Raw genomic sequence first — 15928 nt, 5'->3', positions numbered from 1 at the left:
GTACGTTCACCGTTCAGCTTCAATCGGGGAGACGACCCAGCGTGGCGCTCGACGGCCTCAATCTCGGCAACGTTCTCAAGGACGTCGCATGCGGAGCCCTTCAGCTTCCTGATTTCCAACGCGAGTGGAAATGGGATGACGAACGCATCAGGGCCCTTATCGCGACCGTGACGCTCGAATATCCGCTCGGCGTCGTGATGGCGTTGCAGACTGGTGGAACGGCCCAGTTCAAGCCCCGCACGCTGAGCGGTGCGGAGAGCGCCGAGGGAACGACGCCGGACTTACTGCTCCTGGATGGGCAGCAGCGCATGACCTCCTTGTACCAGTCCCTGTACCGGGATCAACCGGTTGAGACGGTCGACACGCGGGGGAAGGACCTCAAGCGCTGGTACTACATCGACATCGCCAAGGCCATCGGAGCACCGGCGGACCGTGACGACGCGGTCGTCTCCGTGCCCGAGGACCGGATCCTCCGGAGTGACTTCGCCCGTAAGGTCGTCCTCGATCTGAGCACGGTCGAGAAGGAGTGCGCGGCCGGCTTCTTTCCGCTCCACATCGTGTTCGACATGCAGCGCGTGACCCAGTGGCTGCAAGAGTTCGTGAAGGCCGACGCTGCGAATTGGGAGACCTGGAGCACATTCCAGGAGCAGGTCCTCAACCATGTGACGCAGTTCCAGGTACCGATGATCAAGCTCCCGGCCTCCACCACGATGGACGCAGTGTGTGCCGTCTTCGAACGGGTCAACACCGGTGGTGTGTCGCTCAACGTCTTCGAGCTGCTGACCGCCACCTACGCGGGCAACCAGGAGCATGTCGCGGAGCGCGGCGACTACTACCGGCTCCCGGTCGAGTGGGAGCAGATCAAGAAGGACCTGACCTCGTCGTATCCGGTGTTCGGCCGCATGGAGGCCGGTGTCGAGGACGGTCTGAGCAGCAGTGACTTCCTCCAGGCCGTCGCGCTCGTCCGCACCTGGGAGGAGAAGCAGGCGGGCCAGCGCAGCTCGGTCTCCTGCAAGCGCCGCGACCTGCTGCGGCTGCCGCTTACGGACTTCCGGCGCCTGGCGCCACGGGTGGCGGAGGCGTTCAAGTGGGTGGGGGCGTTTCTGGAGCAGCAGTGCATCGTCCGCACCGGCGACCTTCCGTACCGCACCCAGCTCGTGCCCTTGGCCGCCGTCCGCGCCGTCCTCGGCGAGGAGCTGGACACGCCGGGCTCGGACGAGCGGATCGCCCAGTGGTACTGGTGCGGGGTGCTCGGCGAGATGTACGGCGGGTCGACCGAGAGCCGTTTCACGCGCGACGTGGAGCAGCTCATCGGCTGGATCCGCGGTGAGGAAGGGACCCTCCCCGACACGATCGCGGAAGCCGCCTTCCTGGACGACCGGCTGGACAGCCTCACCACGCGCAACAGCGCCGCCTACAAGGGCATCTACGCCCTGCTGGTCAAGCAGGGTGCGGTGGACTGGTACTTCACCGAGGCGCCTCTCACGGCGGGTCGGCTGATCGAGTACAACGTGGAGGTGCGACAGATCTTCCCCAAGGGGTGGATCGCCAAGAACGTCTCGGCGCAATCGGCCAAGGCGAATTCCATCGTCAACAAGACGCCGTTGTCCGCCCGGGCGAGCCGCAGCCTCGTGGGATCTCCCGCCGTGTACCTCAAGTCGCTCACGCTGGAGTCCGGGATGCGCCCGGAGTGGTTCGACGACGTTCTCGCCACTCATCTCATCGATCCGGCCGCCCTGCACGAAGCGGACTTCGAGCGCTTCTACGAGAACCGTGCCCTGCAGCTGCTCGACCTGGTGAGGTCCGCCATGGGTAAGCGCACCGTCTTCCGTGACACGGCGAGCTGGTGAGCGCGGGAATGTCGCATGCACCGTCCGAGGAGCAGCTCCGCGAACTCCGGGGGAAGCTGATCCCGGTCTCCGAGCTTCTCGCGCTCTTCGGCACGCGGGTGAGGAACGAACAGTCCGTCCTGTTCATCACGCAGACGCTGAAAGATGCCGGACTCTCGACCATCCCCTATTTCGCCCACTGTAGCCTCAGGGGCGAGGTGCAGGTCGTCCCCGAGGAGTCGGTCGCGCCCCCGGAGCCCGACGGCGGGGAGGACGAGGAGGCGGAGCAGGACGCACTGTCACGAGGGACGCTGCCGCAGCATTCCTTCAGAATCGGTGACCTTCCGGCTGCCCGTAATGGGGTCGACTCCGTTCCGTCCACCGCGCAGGTCAAGACGGCCACCCATCTCATGCTCGTCAAGAACTACTCTCAGGTTCCGGTCATCGACGGCATATCGACGTTGCGCGGTGTGGTCACCTGGAGTTCGGTGGCCAGGATGTACGAGAAGAACGAGGACGCCGCCCTCGCGAACGCAATGGTGGAAGATCCACCGACGGCCGATGTCCACGGAGATTTCTTCTCCTTGTTGCCGATGATCAGTGAGTACGGCTACCTGCTCGTCCGGGACATGAGCGGCCGTATCACCGGAATCGTGACGGCTGCTGACGTCACCGAGCGTTTCGAGGCGACGGCATGGCCCTTCTTCGTCATCGGTGAGATTGAGTTCCGGCTCCGCAAGTGCCTGGGCGCGGCGCTCGAACCGGACGCCATCCGCGCGGTCCAGCGGAAGAACAAGCAGACGGGTCAGATCACGGACCTGATGTTCAACGGCTACGTGAAACTTCTCGACGGCCACCAGGAGAACCCGGCGCTCCGCCAGAAGGCGGACCAGAACTGGCAAGCTCTCGGCTGGTCGCTCGCGGACCGTGTCCAGTTCGTACGGCAGCTCGACCGGGTGCGGGAGATCCGCAACATGATCGCGCACTTCGACCCCGAGCCGCTGTCGCAGAAGCTCTGCCAGGAACTACGCCAGTTCCTCGGGCTGCTCCGCCTGTACACCTGACGGCCGCCGGGTGCCGGACCGGCTGTCCGGCCCGGCACTCAGCGGCATGCCTCGTCCCGTCACCGCAGCTCGAATTGGTCCCGCAGCAGACCCGTGTGCAGCCGAACCGTCCTGCCGTCCGGCAGCGTCTCCAGGACCTGCACCCCGTCGTGGTTCAGCAGCTGCCGCAGCACGGCGGCGAAGCCGTCGGCCGCCCTGGAGGCGGGCAGGCCGACGCGCTGCGCCAGCGCCGTCACCGGCAGCGTGCCACCGGCGTCCAGCAGCGCTCGTACGGCCCTCTCCACCCGGGCCAGCTCCGGCGGACGGGGCCTGCGGGCCAGCAGGTCCACCTGAGCCTCGAAGATCTCCGATGCCATCAGCCCCTCGACCAGAGCGTCATCCGGTGACACCGATGAGACCGGCTTCGCGGCGAGCAGGGCGTCATCCCCTTCCGAGGGGACCAGTGCCACGTCGAAGAGCGGGTCGTGGCTTCTGGCCAGCTCGGCGTCCGCCTTCGCCCGCTTCGACGGCTTCTTCGCCGGGGCGGGCGCCACGGCCGGCCGTACCGGCGTCGGCTCGTCGGCTGCCGTGTCGAGCGGCCACCACGGCGGCTGCTGGCTTCCCAGCTCACGCCAGCCGCTCGGCGGCTCGGCGCCGAAGGGCAGGAAGGCCAGGACGGGGATGGCGACTTCGGCCAGGGACGCACCGCCGTGGTAACCGGCCTTCTGCGACGTGTAGCGGGAGTCCGCGTCCCAGAGGGCGACGATCTCGCCGCCGGGCTCCGGGGCCACCACCCGCGGCCCCGAGAGCACGATCTCCGTCTCGGCGAGCGGGCTGTTGCCGGAGCGGTGGCGGGCGGACTCCACGCGCTCCGGATCGGTGTCGACCCGCGTCCCGTGCCGGTCGATGACATGGCCGTGGTCGCTGGTGAGGATCACGGCCCGGCCCTGGGTGGCGGCGAAGTGCAGCAAGTCCCGCAGCCGCCCTATGTCCCCGAGCCGCCAGGCGCCGTCGCCGAGCTTCTGCTCGGTGGCGAGTCGGTCGTCGACGGTGTTGAGCACCACGGCGACATGCGTACGGTCACTGTCCAGCGCCTCGCGCAGCTCGGGCCCGAGGGGCGCCCCGCTGGTGTCGCCGCGCAGGTCGTCCTTGTGGAAGACGGCGGCCTCCTCCTCGCCCCAGAAGCGGTGCTCCGGGAAGAGCCGCTTCTCGTCGGCCTGGGTGCCACTCATGAGACGCGCGGCGAACAGAGAGGTGCGCGACACGGCCGTGACGGTGGGCAGCGCGGCGGCCATCGCCCGGCGCACCGGGGTGCCCTTCGCCTTGGGCAGCGGGTCGTACTCCACCCAGTGCTCGCGCAGTTCCTCGCCGAGCTGGGCGGCGATGGCGGCGCTCATCCCGTCGAGGACCAGAAGCAGCACCCGGCGTTTGCCCGACTTCACCACAGGGGCGACGACCTTGGGCAGGAAGGTCTCCACCGTCAGCATGTCCTCCGGGGGCCTGCCGCCCGCCGTCCAGGCCGCGAGGGACCGGGCGAAGTGGCGGTCGATCTCCCGTCGGCGGTCGCGTACGGAGGTGCCCAGGGCGTCGTACGCCGACTTCAGCGTCGCATCGGGGTCGCCGCCGGACTCGATGTGGTCGAGCGCGAGGTCCACCCAGCCGGTGTCGGTGACGTGCCGTCCGATGCCGGCCCGCACGCTTCCGCTCTCCGCCTCGCCGCCCGTCGCCGGTTCCGTCGCGAGCCACCGAGTGAGCCGCTGCGCCATGCGGGCCCGTTCGATACGCGGCCGGGCATCGGGTTCGGGCGCGAGCCGGTGGTCGTCGAGCGCCGCCACCGCCTGCGCGATCCGCGCCTGCTCTCCGGCCGACAGCGCTTCACCGACGGCGGTGAAGCGCGCCTCGAGCCCCGCGGCCAGCACAGGGCTCGTACGGGTGGCCTGCTCCGCGCCCAACTGCCGCGCCAGCGAGGCCGCACGGTCGCGTACGGAACCGGAGAGGCGCCGTGCGGTCGCCGCCGACTCCTCGTGCGCCGACCGTCCCGTTAGCAGCAGCCCGGAGACGTACTCCTCGCAGGCGCGGCCGAAGGCCGCCACCAGGGCGTCCAGGGCCTCGCCGTGGGCGGGCGGCTCCTCGCCGAACCAGCGTTCGGCCCGCCCCCGGGCCCGGTAGTTCTCCGCGTCCGCCGCCGCGTCGGCATGCACCCACAGCGCGGCGCAGACCAGTCCGAAGGCGACGGCGTCCGGCCCGTGCTCGGCCTCGACCAGGGCGAGCAGCGCCCGTCCCGCCTGGCCCGCCTGGTCCGACGAGCCGAGGAACTCACGGATGCCGGCGCGCTCGGGTGCGCGCAGCGCCAGATAGCGGTCCGGGCCGCCGGACGCCAGCGACCACCGCAGCAGTGTGTGGATGTCGAGTTCGTCGCCGTTCGCGGACAGGGTGTGCTGCTGGTCGCGGTCCGGGTCGTACCGGCCGATGCCGAGCCTGCGGAGCGTGAGTTCGCTCAGCGCTTTGTCCCGGGACAGCACCCCGCCCGGGAGCCGCGGCCAGCCGCCCGGTGGGGTGGCGTCCAGCAGCGCCTCGGCCGCCCAGGTCTCGTCGACCAGCCAGCGGTCGGCGCTGACCGCGCCGAAGGATTCCCGCACGACGTCCCACGAGTCCACCACGTTGACGCGGTGCCGGTGCACCTTGGCCAGCAGGTCGGGGCCGAGTTCGGCCTCTTCCCGATCGGTGAGCACCACCAGCACGTCGGGTCCGGGCGCCGCCTGTGCCCGGTGCGCCAGCACCAGCTCGTACGCGGCGAGCGGCGAGGGCGCGGTGGCCACCGACGCGTGCCGGTGCTCGCCCCACGCCAGCTCGGCCGGGCCGTCCCAGCGCGGCGCGGCGCGCAGCAGTACGGCCCGGCGCTTGCCCGGGTTCAGGCCGGGCTGGGACGCCAGGTACTGGGCGATGGTGGCGGAGTTGAGCCGTGCCGCACTGGTGGTGGGCCCCGCGCTCGTGCTCGTCGTCGTGGTCGTCACCGCACCTGCCTCGTTCCGCTCATTCCACGACCCGCCAGCTGATCTCGATCGTCGCGTCGGGATCGGTGGCCGTCAGTTCGTCCAGTTCGGCCCGGAGCTGGGCGATCACCTGGGACGCCTTGGCCCGTCCGCCGCCCGACCGGCGCCCCGCACGAGGGCCGGGGAGCGGGTGGTTGGTGGACACCGGCGGCCGGGCGGTGTCGTCGTTCAGGCTCACCGCGTTGGGCGTGGTGGGCTGGGCGGGCGGGGACACGGGGGCCGGCGGGTCCGTGGGGTTGGCCGTGGGCGGCTGCGGGCGGGCGGCCGCCTGGCTGCGCTCGATGACCGAGACGATGGACTTCCGCGCCTCCCGCAGGGCGTCCTCGAGCCGCATCGTGCGCTGATCGGCGCGTGCAGCGCCGCGCAGCGCTTCCAGCACCGCCTCGCCCTGCGGCCCGTAGTTGGGCGCGAGCTTCAGCATGTCCCAGGCCGCGACGACCAGTGCGTCGGCGACGGTCTTGGCCTGCTTGATCGTGGCCCCGTAGCGGCCGGCGGACGCCTCGCCCAGGTCGAAGGTGGCGAACGTGGTGATGACCTGCTTGGCCGCCGCCGAACCTCCGGCCGTGCTCTCGGAGAGGTCGCGCAGCTCCTTGAGCAGGTCACGGGAGCGGCGGGCGAGGGTCAGCCTGCCCGTCGCGGACTCGTCGGCCCCGTCCAGGCCGAGCAGTTTCGCGTGCTTCTCCAGCTCCTCGACCAGCGTGTCCACATGCGGCTTGTAGTCGCGGGCCTTGGTCGTGATCTGCCGGGCGAAGTGGCTGACCAGCCGTCCCCGGCGCAGCTTTGGGGGCTGCTCACCGAAGATGTCCCAGAACCGGCGCCCCGCCTCCTCCCAGACCGCTTCGTCCGGCAGCGGCTGGGAGCGCAGACCGTCCTGCGGCTTGATGGCCGACAGTTCGGGCGCGGGGTCGAGCAGCGACCCGGCGCGCACCCACACCCGGTCGTCCATTTCCGCGTACGAGGCGATGACCAGGTTGACGAGGAACGCGTCGAGGCCCATCGGCTCGGGCCGGTCGATCCACTCGGCCAGCTTGACCACGCTCAGGTCGCCCGGACCGCCATCGGTACGGGCCTGCAGATTGAAGTGGTCCACCCAGCGGCTGGAGGGCCGGAAGTAGACCTCCCCCTGCTGGCCGAGCCCGAGGGGCGCGGCGATCCGCCGCATCAGAGGCCGGTCCTTCGAAGGAACCTCGACCTGCCGCTCGGCGGATTCCGCCGCCGCCCTGATGTGCCCGAACACGGTACGGGCGTCCGACGGCTTGACCGCCGTGTTGGTGCCGTCGGGGTCGAGATCGGGGTGCGCGGGGAACTGGTGCGCCAGCAGCTTCTTCGCGATGTGCCGGGCCCCGTCGGACAGCGACTGGCCGATGGAGACCTTGAGGTCGGGCACGTCACGCAGTGATTCGAAGTGGTCCTCGAAGGACACGTCGACGTCGGACGCCTTCTTCTCCGCGCAGCCGTACGCCTGCTTGAAGGCCGCCGTCACTGTCTTGATCAGGGACTCCCGCTGCTCTTCGAGGAGCACCCTGGCCCGCGCCCGGTTGTCGGCGTTGAGGTGCTGGGCGTAGTGGGTGTCGAAGCGCCGCTGGTCGGCCAGCGCGTAGTCGATGACTACCAGCTTCTGGAAGTCCTTGTAGCGGGGGGCGGACAGGTAGGTGGGGATCCAGCCCACGGTGCGGGTCCCGGTACCGGATTGCTCGCGCAGCGTGCGCAGCCGGTTGACCGCCTCCACGGAACCGTGTTCGCTCTCCTGGTACGGCAGGTCGATGACCAGCCGCCACAGCCCGTCCTGGCTCGGGGAGAACTCGTGGTCGGGCAGGTTCTCCTGGTCGTTGACATCGCCGATGACGACTTCAGCCGTGCGGTTCGAGCCGCGCCAGACGAGCGCCAGATCATCGGCGCTGCCCAGCCGCTCGTGCACCTCCAGGCCCAGCTCCTTGGCCAGCAGCCGCCTGGCCAGGGCCCTGCGGTTGGAGCGGTTGTTGTTCACGTTGGCGTTGGCGATGACGGAGTCGACGTCCACCCCGGCCAGTTCGAGCCGCACGCCGGGGTTGACCTTGGTGCCGGTCGCCTTGATCTCCACGAAGTGGGTGGCCCACTCGTCGACCTTCGCCTTGATCATCCCGACCTCGGCCCCGGGGATGGGGGAGAGGACCGAGCCGTGGTTGAGCGCGCCGAGCCGCCGGATGGTGAGGTCGCGGAGGGCGGGCACGCCGGGGGCGAGGGCGGACAGCAGCAGCGTGCACATCAGCCGGTTGTCGCCGACGAAGCCCCGGCAGCGTTCGAGAAGCTGCGGGTCGGTGATGGTCCCGCGGCGGTGCTGGTAGCGCTCGACGTCCTCTTCGGTGATCTCGTACGTCCCGAGGAGGTGCGGCCGCAGCTTGGTTCGGTACAGCTTGTCGGCGACCTTGAACTCCACCTTCAGGCTGTCCACGAACGGCTTGTCGCCGCCGTCGGCGATGACGGGGTAGAGGTCGCCGAGCGGGATCAGGTTCTCCAGCGTCGCGTCGTCCCGGTGGTTGGCGAGGAGCTGGCCCATGAGCTTGAGGCCGGTGCGGGAGCGCTGGAGGGCCGAGGAGATGTGGACGAGTGTGTCCATGAAGGCGGGCGAGAAGGGGTAGGTCAGCCGGAACGACTCCTCGTCGGCCCCTGTCGTCGCCTCGTCCGAGCCGAGCAGCACGTCCCAGATCTGCGGGCCCACGCGCTTGATCTTCGCGAAGGCGGCGTCCAGCTTGGCGGCGGCCTCGGCGTCCTTGGGCGTGAGGAGACGCGCGTGGGCGATCTGGGGGAGGTTGCGGTCCTCCAGCGTGATCTTGTCGAAGCGGCCGGAGGCCAGGTTGAGGCTGTCCTGGATCGCGGTCTCGGCGGCGCCGGAGGTCTCCTCGCCGACGAGTTCGCGCAGGTCACGCTGGCGGGCGATGAACGACACGATCGGGATGGCGCGGCGGGAGTCGGCGCCCTCCACGAAGTTGGTGATCTTGTCGGTTTCGCGGGAGACGAACTTCTGGTCGTGGATGCGGTTGGCGAGCCAGAGGATCAGCTCGTCGAGGAAGAGGATCAGCCCGTCGTAGCCGAGCGACTTCGCGTGTTCGGCGATGACGGCGAGGCCGGCGTCGAGGGAGATGAACCCGTGCTCGTCCTCGGCCGCGTGCCGGGCGAACCCGGGGAACCAGGTCATGCTCGCGTCGTGGACCAGCTTCGCGCGTAGCTCGGCCGGGGTGCTGGGGTTGACGAGGTTCAGGTTCACCTCGCCGCCGTCCAGCTCCTCGGCGGCGAGCGCGGTGTCGAGCAGGTCCGGCGTCCAGGTGAACGGATCGCCCCACTCGTCGTCGTCCTCGTCGTCGTCGGCGGCCCCCGGGGTGGGGGCGTCGGCGAGCCCGGCGATGAAGGTTTCGTCGCCGACGCGGTGGCGGTGGGAGCGGATGTCCTCGAAGAGCGAGTCGGTCCGGTACACCTGCGGGGTCGGGGCGTCCTTGTGCTGGGGCAGGGACTTGACGTGGCTGACGTACCCGCCGAGGACGCGCTGCTCCAGGGACTTCGCGCCGAGCATGTGGTACGGGACGAGCAGGAACCGCTTGCCGTCGGCGCCCAGCCACTCGTGCTTGGTCAGCACCGGGTCGAAGTCCCCGCGGCTGCGGACGGCCGCGTCGCCCCGGAGGAGGGCGTGCAGGACCGCCATGAAGTGGGACTTACCGGAACCGAACGAGCCGTGGAGATAGGCGGCCTTCGAGGTGTGCCCGTCGAGGGACGCCTTGATGAGGCTGAGGGCCTCGTCAAAGTTCTCCAGGAGCCGTTCTGTGACGACGTAGTCCCGCAGCGCGCGGGCTGCACCTTCTTCGGTGACGGCCTCGGCGAGCTTCAGCACGAAGTCGGAGGTGGAGATCGACGTCTTGATGTCGATGACGTCGCGGAGGAGAGGTGCCGTGCCGGTGGCGTTCGGGGCCATCTGTGTCTCGCTTCTCCTGGTTCCTGCGTCCTGGGTGCGCGTGAGCGCGTGGGCCTGGACAGCAGGGTCTCCCCCCTGGCCCGGGGCGGCGACGGTTACGGATGGTCTCCGCGCGGCCCCGGTGTGTTGTCGTCAGTCGTCGTGCGACGGCTGTGGCCCGTCCACGATCGTAACGGTTTGCGTAGGGGAGGGAACCGGTGTGCGGGGCGGGCCGGGGGTGGGGTGGAGTGACCGGTGGGGGAGGGGACTACAGGTTGTCGAAGTCTCCGGCGGCCATTCCGGCCTTGTGATCAGGCTCAGCGCAGGTGCGTGATGAACGCGGCCCAGGCCGTGCGACCGACGCGTATGACGGGACCGGCGGGGTGCTTGCTGTCGCGGAGCAAGACACTGTGGGAGACGTTGTCGGCGATCTCGACGCAGTTGCCCTGCCCTCCGCTGTAGCTACTCGTACGCCACGCCGCCTCCATCAGGTCTGGCGATATATCGGTTTCATTGCTCATGACTAGTACTCCTTGGCGACGCGACGGATCAGAGCGAGCGATTCCGTTGGTGGCAGCGCTGCCGTGCGTGCATCGTCGAAGAGTTCGCGATAGCGAGCGACCTCGAGTTCCCGCTCCATCCAGATGTTGCCGGTCGGAGTTTCTGACAACACAAGGTCGAGCGATGCCAACTGCGGAAAGCTGAGAAGTAGGTACGGCCCGAACATACTTGAGTGCGCACCGCGTGAGAACGGCAGTACCTGCACGGTGACGTTGGACTGTTCCGCCATGGCGGCCATGTGCTCCAGTTGCGCTCGCATCACGGCCGGGCCGCCGACCTGCTGCCGCAGGACCCCTTCGGACAGTACGGCCCAGAAGTCCATGGGCGTTTCGCCAGTCAGCCGTTCTTGCCTGGTGAGCCGCACCTGGACGAACTGTTCGATCTCCTCGGGGGTCTGCCAAGAGCGCGAGGCCACCGTCACTGCGCGCCCGTACTCGGCAGTCTGTAGGAGTCCGGGGACGAGTTGCACTTCGTACGTGCGGATGCTGTCGCAGATGGCCTCCATCTCGATTTGGTCGCGGTACGCGTCACCGAGTACGGACTCGTACTGACGCCACCAGCCGTCGCGCCGCCGACGATTGGCCCTGCGCGCCAGTGCAGCGAGGCGCTCGCGTGCCTCGCTGTCTTCGACGTCGTATGCGTGCATGAGGGCGTTCAGGTCCGGCGTGCGGACGGGAACGTGACCGTTCTCGATGCGGCTGATCTTCCCCTTGGTGCAGTCGAGGACTTCTGCCGCATCGGCGGTGGAGAGGCCCGCGCTCTCGCGGAATCTGCGGAGTTCGTCGCCGAGTTGGCGGCCCAGCACGGTGGAGGGTTTGACGGTTGGCATACGTCACTACCTATCAGGGCCTGGGCTTGATGGCTCCCGAAGTAGCACGAACGAGTGAATCGAGAAGCGATAACTCATGCAACGTTGCGTGAGTCTCTGTGGCGAGGGCAATCTGCTCAGGACGGTTCGAACCGCCATCAGTCCACAGGGACTTGATCGACAGCTACCGACCCCCAGGGGGCGTCATGGCAGAGCACTCCACCGCTTACGAAGTGAAGTTCCGGCTGCCTCGTCGGCGGAGCAGCGTGCCCAGAGCGCGTGCGTTACTGCATTCCGCGCTCGGTGAGTGGGGCATCGGACAGGCGGCGGAGACTGCTGAGCTGGTCCTCTCGGAGCTGGTGACCAACGCGATGCGAGTGCGTGTGCCGCATGACCGGCTGGTCGGAGTGCGGATCGCATGGCTGCCGGAAGACGGCCTGCTGCGCCTGGAAGCCAGCGACGCCGGTGAAGGGAAGCCCGAGGTGCGGGCGCCAGGCGAGGACGAGACAGGCGGGCGCGGGCTGATGCTCGTGGAGGCGCTGGCTGATCGTTGGGGGTTCGAGCAACGCGCTTGCGGAATCGGAAAAACCGTCTGGGCCGAGCTGCAGGCCCCGGAGCACGTTCCTGAACGCAGCGGAACCGAGATCGCTGCGGCAGCGGTCCGCCCAGGCCAGTGCGTACGGGTGTGGGGCGCTTGGCAGACGGTCCGAAAGGCGGGTACTGAGCGTTCTGCGTCCGGCGACGGGTGCACTGTCGTGCTTGAGCTGGACGACGGTCCGGCGCTGCGGGTCGATCCCATCGCGCCGTTGACCGTACGAGACGCCGGTGTGTCCTCCCCGCACAGAGACGGCGAGGACACACCCGGATAGGTGATCAGCCCTTGGCCGAGCGCCGGCCGCGAGTGGCCGGGGCGGGCCGCCAGGCCCGCAGGTCGTCATCGGTCAGGTCGTGTTCGCCTTGCTGGGTGGCGCGGTAGCCCGCGAAGAAGGCTGCGGGAGAGCTGCCGTAGAGCGGGTCGAAGTCGTTGTGCCACTGGTCGAGCCAGGGCTGAAGTTCGAGCAGGCCCGCGAGCAGCGGAGTCATCTCCTCGGAGGACAGCCCGTCGTGGTTGGTGAAGTACGTGGCGAGCGCCTGAGCCTGCTCTCGGTGGTCCCAGCCCGCCCAGCCGAACAGCTTCGGCGTCCCGGAGATCGCGCCGGTCGCATACGAGATGAACCGCTCCTTGGGCACGTCCAGCTTGCCCCGGGCCCGCCAGTAGGACGGTTTGAGGAAGTCGGCCGAGGTGTACTTCGGCGGCACCGGGATGGTGTCCCTGATCTTCCGCTTGGCGGGCTCGTCCGGTGCGGCGTCTTCCTTCCGCTGGAGACCCCAGACGTGCTCCCAGTCTTCGCGCTTCTTCAAGCCGCTGGGCTTGTAGCGGAGCGCGGGGAGGAACGGCACGTGCTCCTCGGCGAGGAGGTCAGCCACGACTGTTGCTAGCTCGGTGCGCGGTGCGTACAGCTCTGCAACGGACACGAAGTCCTCATCGAGGGATAGCGCCGAGGTGAGCTGGTCGAGGGTGAGGATGGTCGGCTGCCCATCTTGGAACCACAGCTCGCGGTTCTCCATCCGGTCGAGCAACCATGACTTGAGCGCGCGGTGTTGGAGGGTGTCCCAGCCCTCGGTTGCCCAGCGACGCTTGTACTCGGGGCGCTCCACCATGCCGATGGCACGGGAGGTCTCGATGACATCGATGCGCTTCTGAACGATGGCCTTGTAGGCGTCTGACCAGTGGTCGGGCAGCTTAGTGATAGGAGTGGATTTGTGCCGCCTGAACCACTCGTCGGATGCTTCGCCCTTCTCAACGCGTCGGGCGAGCACGATTTCGAAGGCACGCTGACCGAGGGACAATTCGGGGATTTCTTTTTCAGGCGCGCGGAGATCTTCGGAGTGCAACTTATACAGTGAGTAGACCTGCCAGTCAAGCTCTTCCTGTAGAGCGACCATCCGGCCTCTAGTGGACTCCCAATTGGCGCTGCATTTTCGAAGAGAATGCGCATTGGGTGTAGGTGAATTCGAAGTGGTGAGCGATACCGGGCTGGTCATTTCGAGTTCTCGAGCGAGATTGTCCATGGTGGCGGCAAGCGTCGCGGGGTAATCGCGAGGAAGGGGGAATTCCTGCAGCTTCGTGCCGGTGAATTCATAGAACTGTTCCCACAGTTCCGTCTTGATTCCGGATTGATGGCCCTCGGTGCCCTTGCTGTGGCTGACCATCTTGAGCCAGAAGCAGGCAGTGGAACTGTTTAGGACGCCGAGGAGGGCTACAGGGGCAACTTCCGAATCGCTGTCTATGGTGACTACGGTTGCGGCCTGAGAGTAGAGTTCGGTAGACCGCCGAATAAGGAAGTGAGGGTGAGTTGCTACAAGAGTGAAAACAACGGATTCTGCTGCGGTGTAGCGGTTGGGTGCAAAAGAAGAGTACCCATACCAAGGAAGGCCGCGATCCGCCTGTGTCCCGGACAAAGATTTTCTGATATTTAGTAGTGTCCTTGACGGCCAAAGAAGTCGAAACTCTGGAGTTGTGAGTTCACGGAAAGCGCCCATATTGTTGTACGGGAATAGAATCTCGACAGTCTTTTGAGGGGTCCAGTCCCGAATTTCGGCCCCCTCGATAAGGTGGCGAGTCAACATGCGAGACACACCAGTTCGGCGTGCCGCTCCCCTTGTTACATAGGAGTCGTCCTCGCGGGTGTTGAGCATGTTCCCCCAGTCGGCAATGATGCTCTTCAGCCGACTGGTTCCAGGCGAATTTTCAAGACGATCGCGTAGGTCGGATGCTCCACCTCCCGACATGCTCCACGGGTGTTTCGAAAGTTTCGTCCGAAGAGTGTCTGAGCTGGTGACCCAGGCGCTTTCTGATCCTGGCCTATCGATCTGATTCAAGATTGCTTGCCAGGTAAAACCAAGTGCGGGGTCCTCGGGTACCTGAGGCTCGCCCCGGATTCCCATTACGGTCCGTACGGTGGGCGACCTGTCGCGAGACTTCCTTTGTCCGATCAGTATGACCGTAGGCGTCCCGTGCCCGGGGATATATGCTCCAGAAGAGTCGATAACCTCTGTAAGTTCAACTTTGTGTGCAAAGAATTCTTCGATGAGTTTCTTTCCGAATTCACGCTTCATGAAGCCGTTGGATGTGATTTGGCCAACGCGTCCGAAGTTTCGTCCATCGCTGGTTCCGAACTTGGCTAGCTCGAAGAATCGCTCCGCAAAGGGGACAGTCATCTGATACTGCCTATTGCACGACTTGTATAGGTCTTTGTAAATCTCCTTGAGGCTCCTATCTTTAATCGTGATGTAAGGCGGGTTTCCCACAACCACGTCGTACCGTCCCTGGTCCAAAATGCGCGGATACTCGTGCACGTCCTCCGTCGCGTACGCGAACTCCGCCAGCGGGTCTCCCGACTCCTCACCCAGCAGCGTCAACTCAAGCTGCCGCGCCTTAATCAGCGAGTCACCCACCGCCAGGTGAATCGGCCAGTCGTATCTGCCCACCTGCGCCAGCGTCCGCACACCCGCCGCCGCCATTCCCGCAACCAGCAACCGGAACCGCGCAATAGCTACCGCGAACGGGTTGATGTCCACCCCGTGCACCGCGTTCAGCGCATCCCGCACCCGCTCATGCACATCCCGCCCCGGCTCCCGCTCAGCGAACAACCGCACCATCCGCCGAAACGCACCCAGCACAAAGTGCCCCGACCCGCACGTCGGGTCGATCATCTTCAGCTCGCCGAACTTCCCGCCCAGCTCCCGCACCACCGGGTCCATCGTCCGGTCGAGGATGAACTCCTCCACGAACTCCGGCGTCTGAAGCAGCGCGTACGTCTTCCGCGCCGACTCCGACAACCACTGGTACAGGTCGCCCAGGAACCGGGTGTCCCACCCCTTCGTAGGGTCGTCCTCATCCAACGGGTCGGTGAAGTCGTGGACCAGCCTGTCGGCGTCCTCCCCCTCACCCCGCTCGCGCCAGAACTCCACCAGCGCCCGCGCCGCATCATGCGACAGCGGAATCTGGTACAGCGGATTGCGCCGCTTGTCGAACAGCAGCTTCCCCGCCTGGCCCGCGCCCAGTTCCTCGAACGCCCGCTCCAGCCAGCCCCGGTACGTCGGGTCCGGGTCCTCCTCCACGTACTGCGCGTACCGCGCCTCCGCCAGGTCCCGCCGCTCCGCATCCGGCCCCGTCAGAAACGGCTCCTCAATTAGCCGGTTGTCCTCGCAGAACCGCACGAATACCGTGCCCAACACCCACGCCACCGCGACCTGCGTGACCCGCTCGTCCAGCCACGCGTTCCACGTCGCCGCCGTACGCCCCAGCTTGCGCGCCTCGTCGTACTCCGCCCGCAGCCTGCCCGCGACCGCGTCCGCCGCCCGTACCCGCTCCACGCGGTCGGCCGACAACTCACCCTCAGCCGAACCCGAACCCAAGCGCGCATCCAGCCACGCACTCCACCTCGGAGTCGCCGGATCCGCCTTGCTCGCCTTCTCGAACTCCTGCCGCAGCGGTTTGAGGACCGACTCCCCGTCCTTGACCTGCTTGGCGAGATCCACCTCGATCGCCTTGACCTGCTTGATCAGGTCGGTCCGCAGCGCTGGAGCGTCAATCACGTCGTCACATCTCCCATGGTCCCCGTTGTCCCCAATTGCCCATTGCCCATCGCCCCGGCGGATCCCACACC

8 protein-coding genes are annotated in these 15928 nt (G+C 67.3%); 3 read left to right on the top strand and 5 right to left on the bottom strand.

Annotated elements, in window-relative coordinates; all coding sequences use genetic code 11:
* The first annotated feature begins 41 nt into the window (after positions 1-41).
* Both ACMTAK_RS18145 and ACMTAK_RS18140 read left to right on the top strand, forming a co-directional pair.
* Positions 42-1850, top strand: a complete 1809-nt coding sequence (locus ACMTAK_RS18145; RefSeq protein ID WP_413807190.1) for a GmrSD restriction endonuclease domain-containing protein — start codon at positions 42-44, stop codon at positions 1848-1850.
* 8 nt (positions 1851-1858) lie between these two features.
* Positions 1859-2893 (top strand): CBS domain-containing protein, encoded by a 1035-nt coding sequence (locus ACMTAK_RS18140; protein WP_413807189.1) that lies wholly within the window; start codon positions 1859-1861, stop codon positions 2891-2893.
* A gap of 59 nt (positions 2894-2952) precedes the next feature.
* Here ACMTAK_RS18140 and pglZ read toward each other — a convergent pair whose 3' ends face one another.
* The 4 genes from pglZ to ACMTAK_RS18120 form a co-directional block, all read right to left on the bottom strand.
* The gene (pglZ, locus tag ACMTAK_RS18135; RefSeq protein ID WP_413807188.1) at positions 2953-5886 is read right to left on the bottom strand and encodes a BREX-2 system phosphatase PglZ; all 2934 of its coding nucleotides are present in this window, start codon (positions 5884-5886) and stop codon (positions 2953-2955) included.
* A gap of 19 nt (positions 5887-5905) precedes the next feature.
* Positions 5906-9868: a BREX-2 system ATPase PglY gene (gene pglY, locus ACMTAK_RS18130; RefSeq protein ID WP_413807187.1), complete on the bottom strand. Its 3963-nt coding sequence runs from the start codon at positions 9866-9868 to the stop codon at positions 5906-5908.
* Positions 9869-10164: 296 nt separating this feature from the next.
* The gene (locus ACMTAK_RS18125; RefSeq protein ID WP_413807186.1) at positions 10165-10368 is read right to left on the bottom strand and encodes a DUF397 domain-containing protein; all 204 of its coding nucleotides are present in this window, start codon (positions 10366-10368) and stop codon (positions 10165-10167) included.
* A gap of 2 nt (positions 10369-10370) precedes the next feature.
* A complete protein-coding gene (locus tag ACMTAK_RS18120) occupies positions 10371-11237 on the bottom strand; it encodes a helix-turn-helix domain-containing protein (protein WP_413807185.1) in 867 nt (288 codons plus the stop codon).
* A gap of 185 nt (positions 11238-11422) precedes the next feature.
* Between ACMTAK_RS18120 and ACMTAK_RS18115 the strand changes: the two genes are divergently transcribed.
* Positions 11423-12085 (top strand): ATP-binding protein, encoded by a 663-nt coding sequence (locus ACMTAK_RS18115; protein ID WP_413807184.1) that lies wholly within the window; start codon positions 11423-11425, stop codon positions 12083-12085.
* Between the two features lie 4 nt (positions 12086-12089).
* Here ACMTAK_RS18115 and pglX read toward each other — a convergent pair whose 3' ends face one another.
* Positions 12090-15857: a BREX-2 system adenine-specific DNA-methyltransferase PglX gene (pglX, locus tag ACMTAK_RS18110; protein ID WP_413807183.1), complete on the bottom strand. Its 3768-nt coding sequence runs from the start codon at positions 15855-15857 to the stop codon at positions 12090-12092.
* Between the last annotated feature and the right edge of the window lie 71 nt (positions 15858-15928).

Origin of the sequence: Streptomyces lacaronensis (assembly GCF_047337785.1) — a bacterium.
Taxonomy (GTDB): Bacteria; Actinomycetota; Actinomycetes; order Streptomycetales; family Streptomycetaceae; genus Streptomyces; species Streptomyces lycopersici.
The sequence above is the reverse complement of the archived record's forward strand: the minus strand, read 5'-3'. Positions and strand labels throughout refer to the sequence as shown.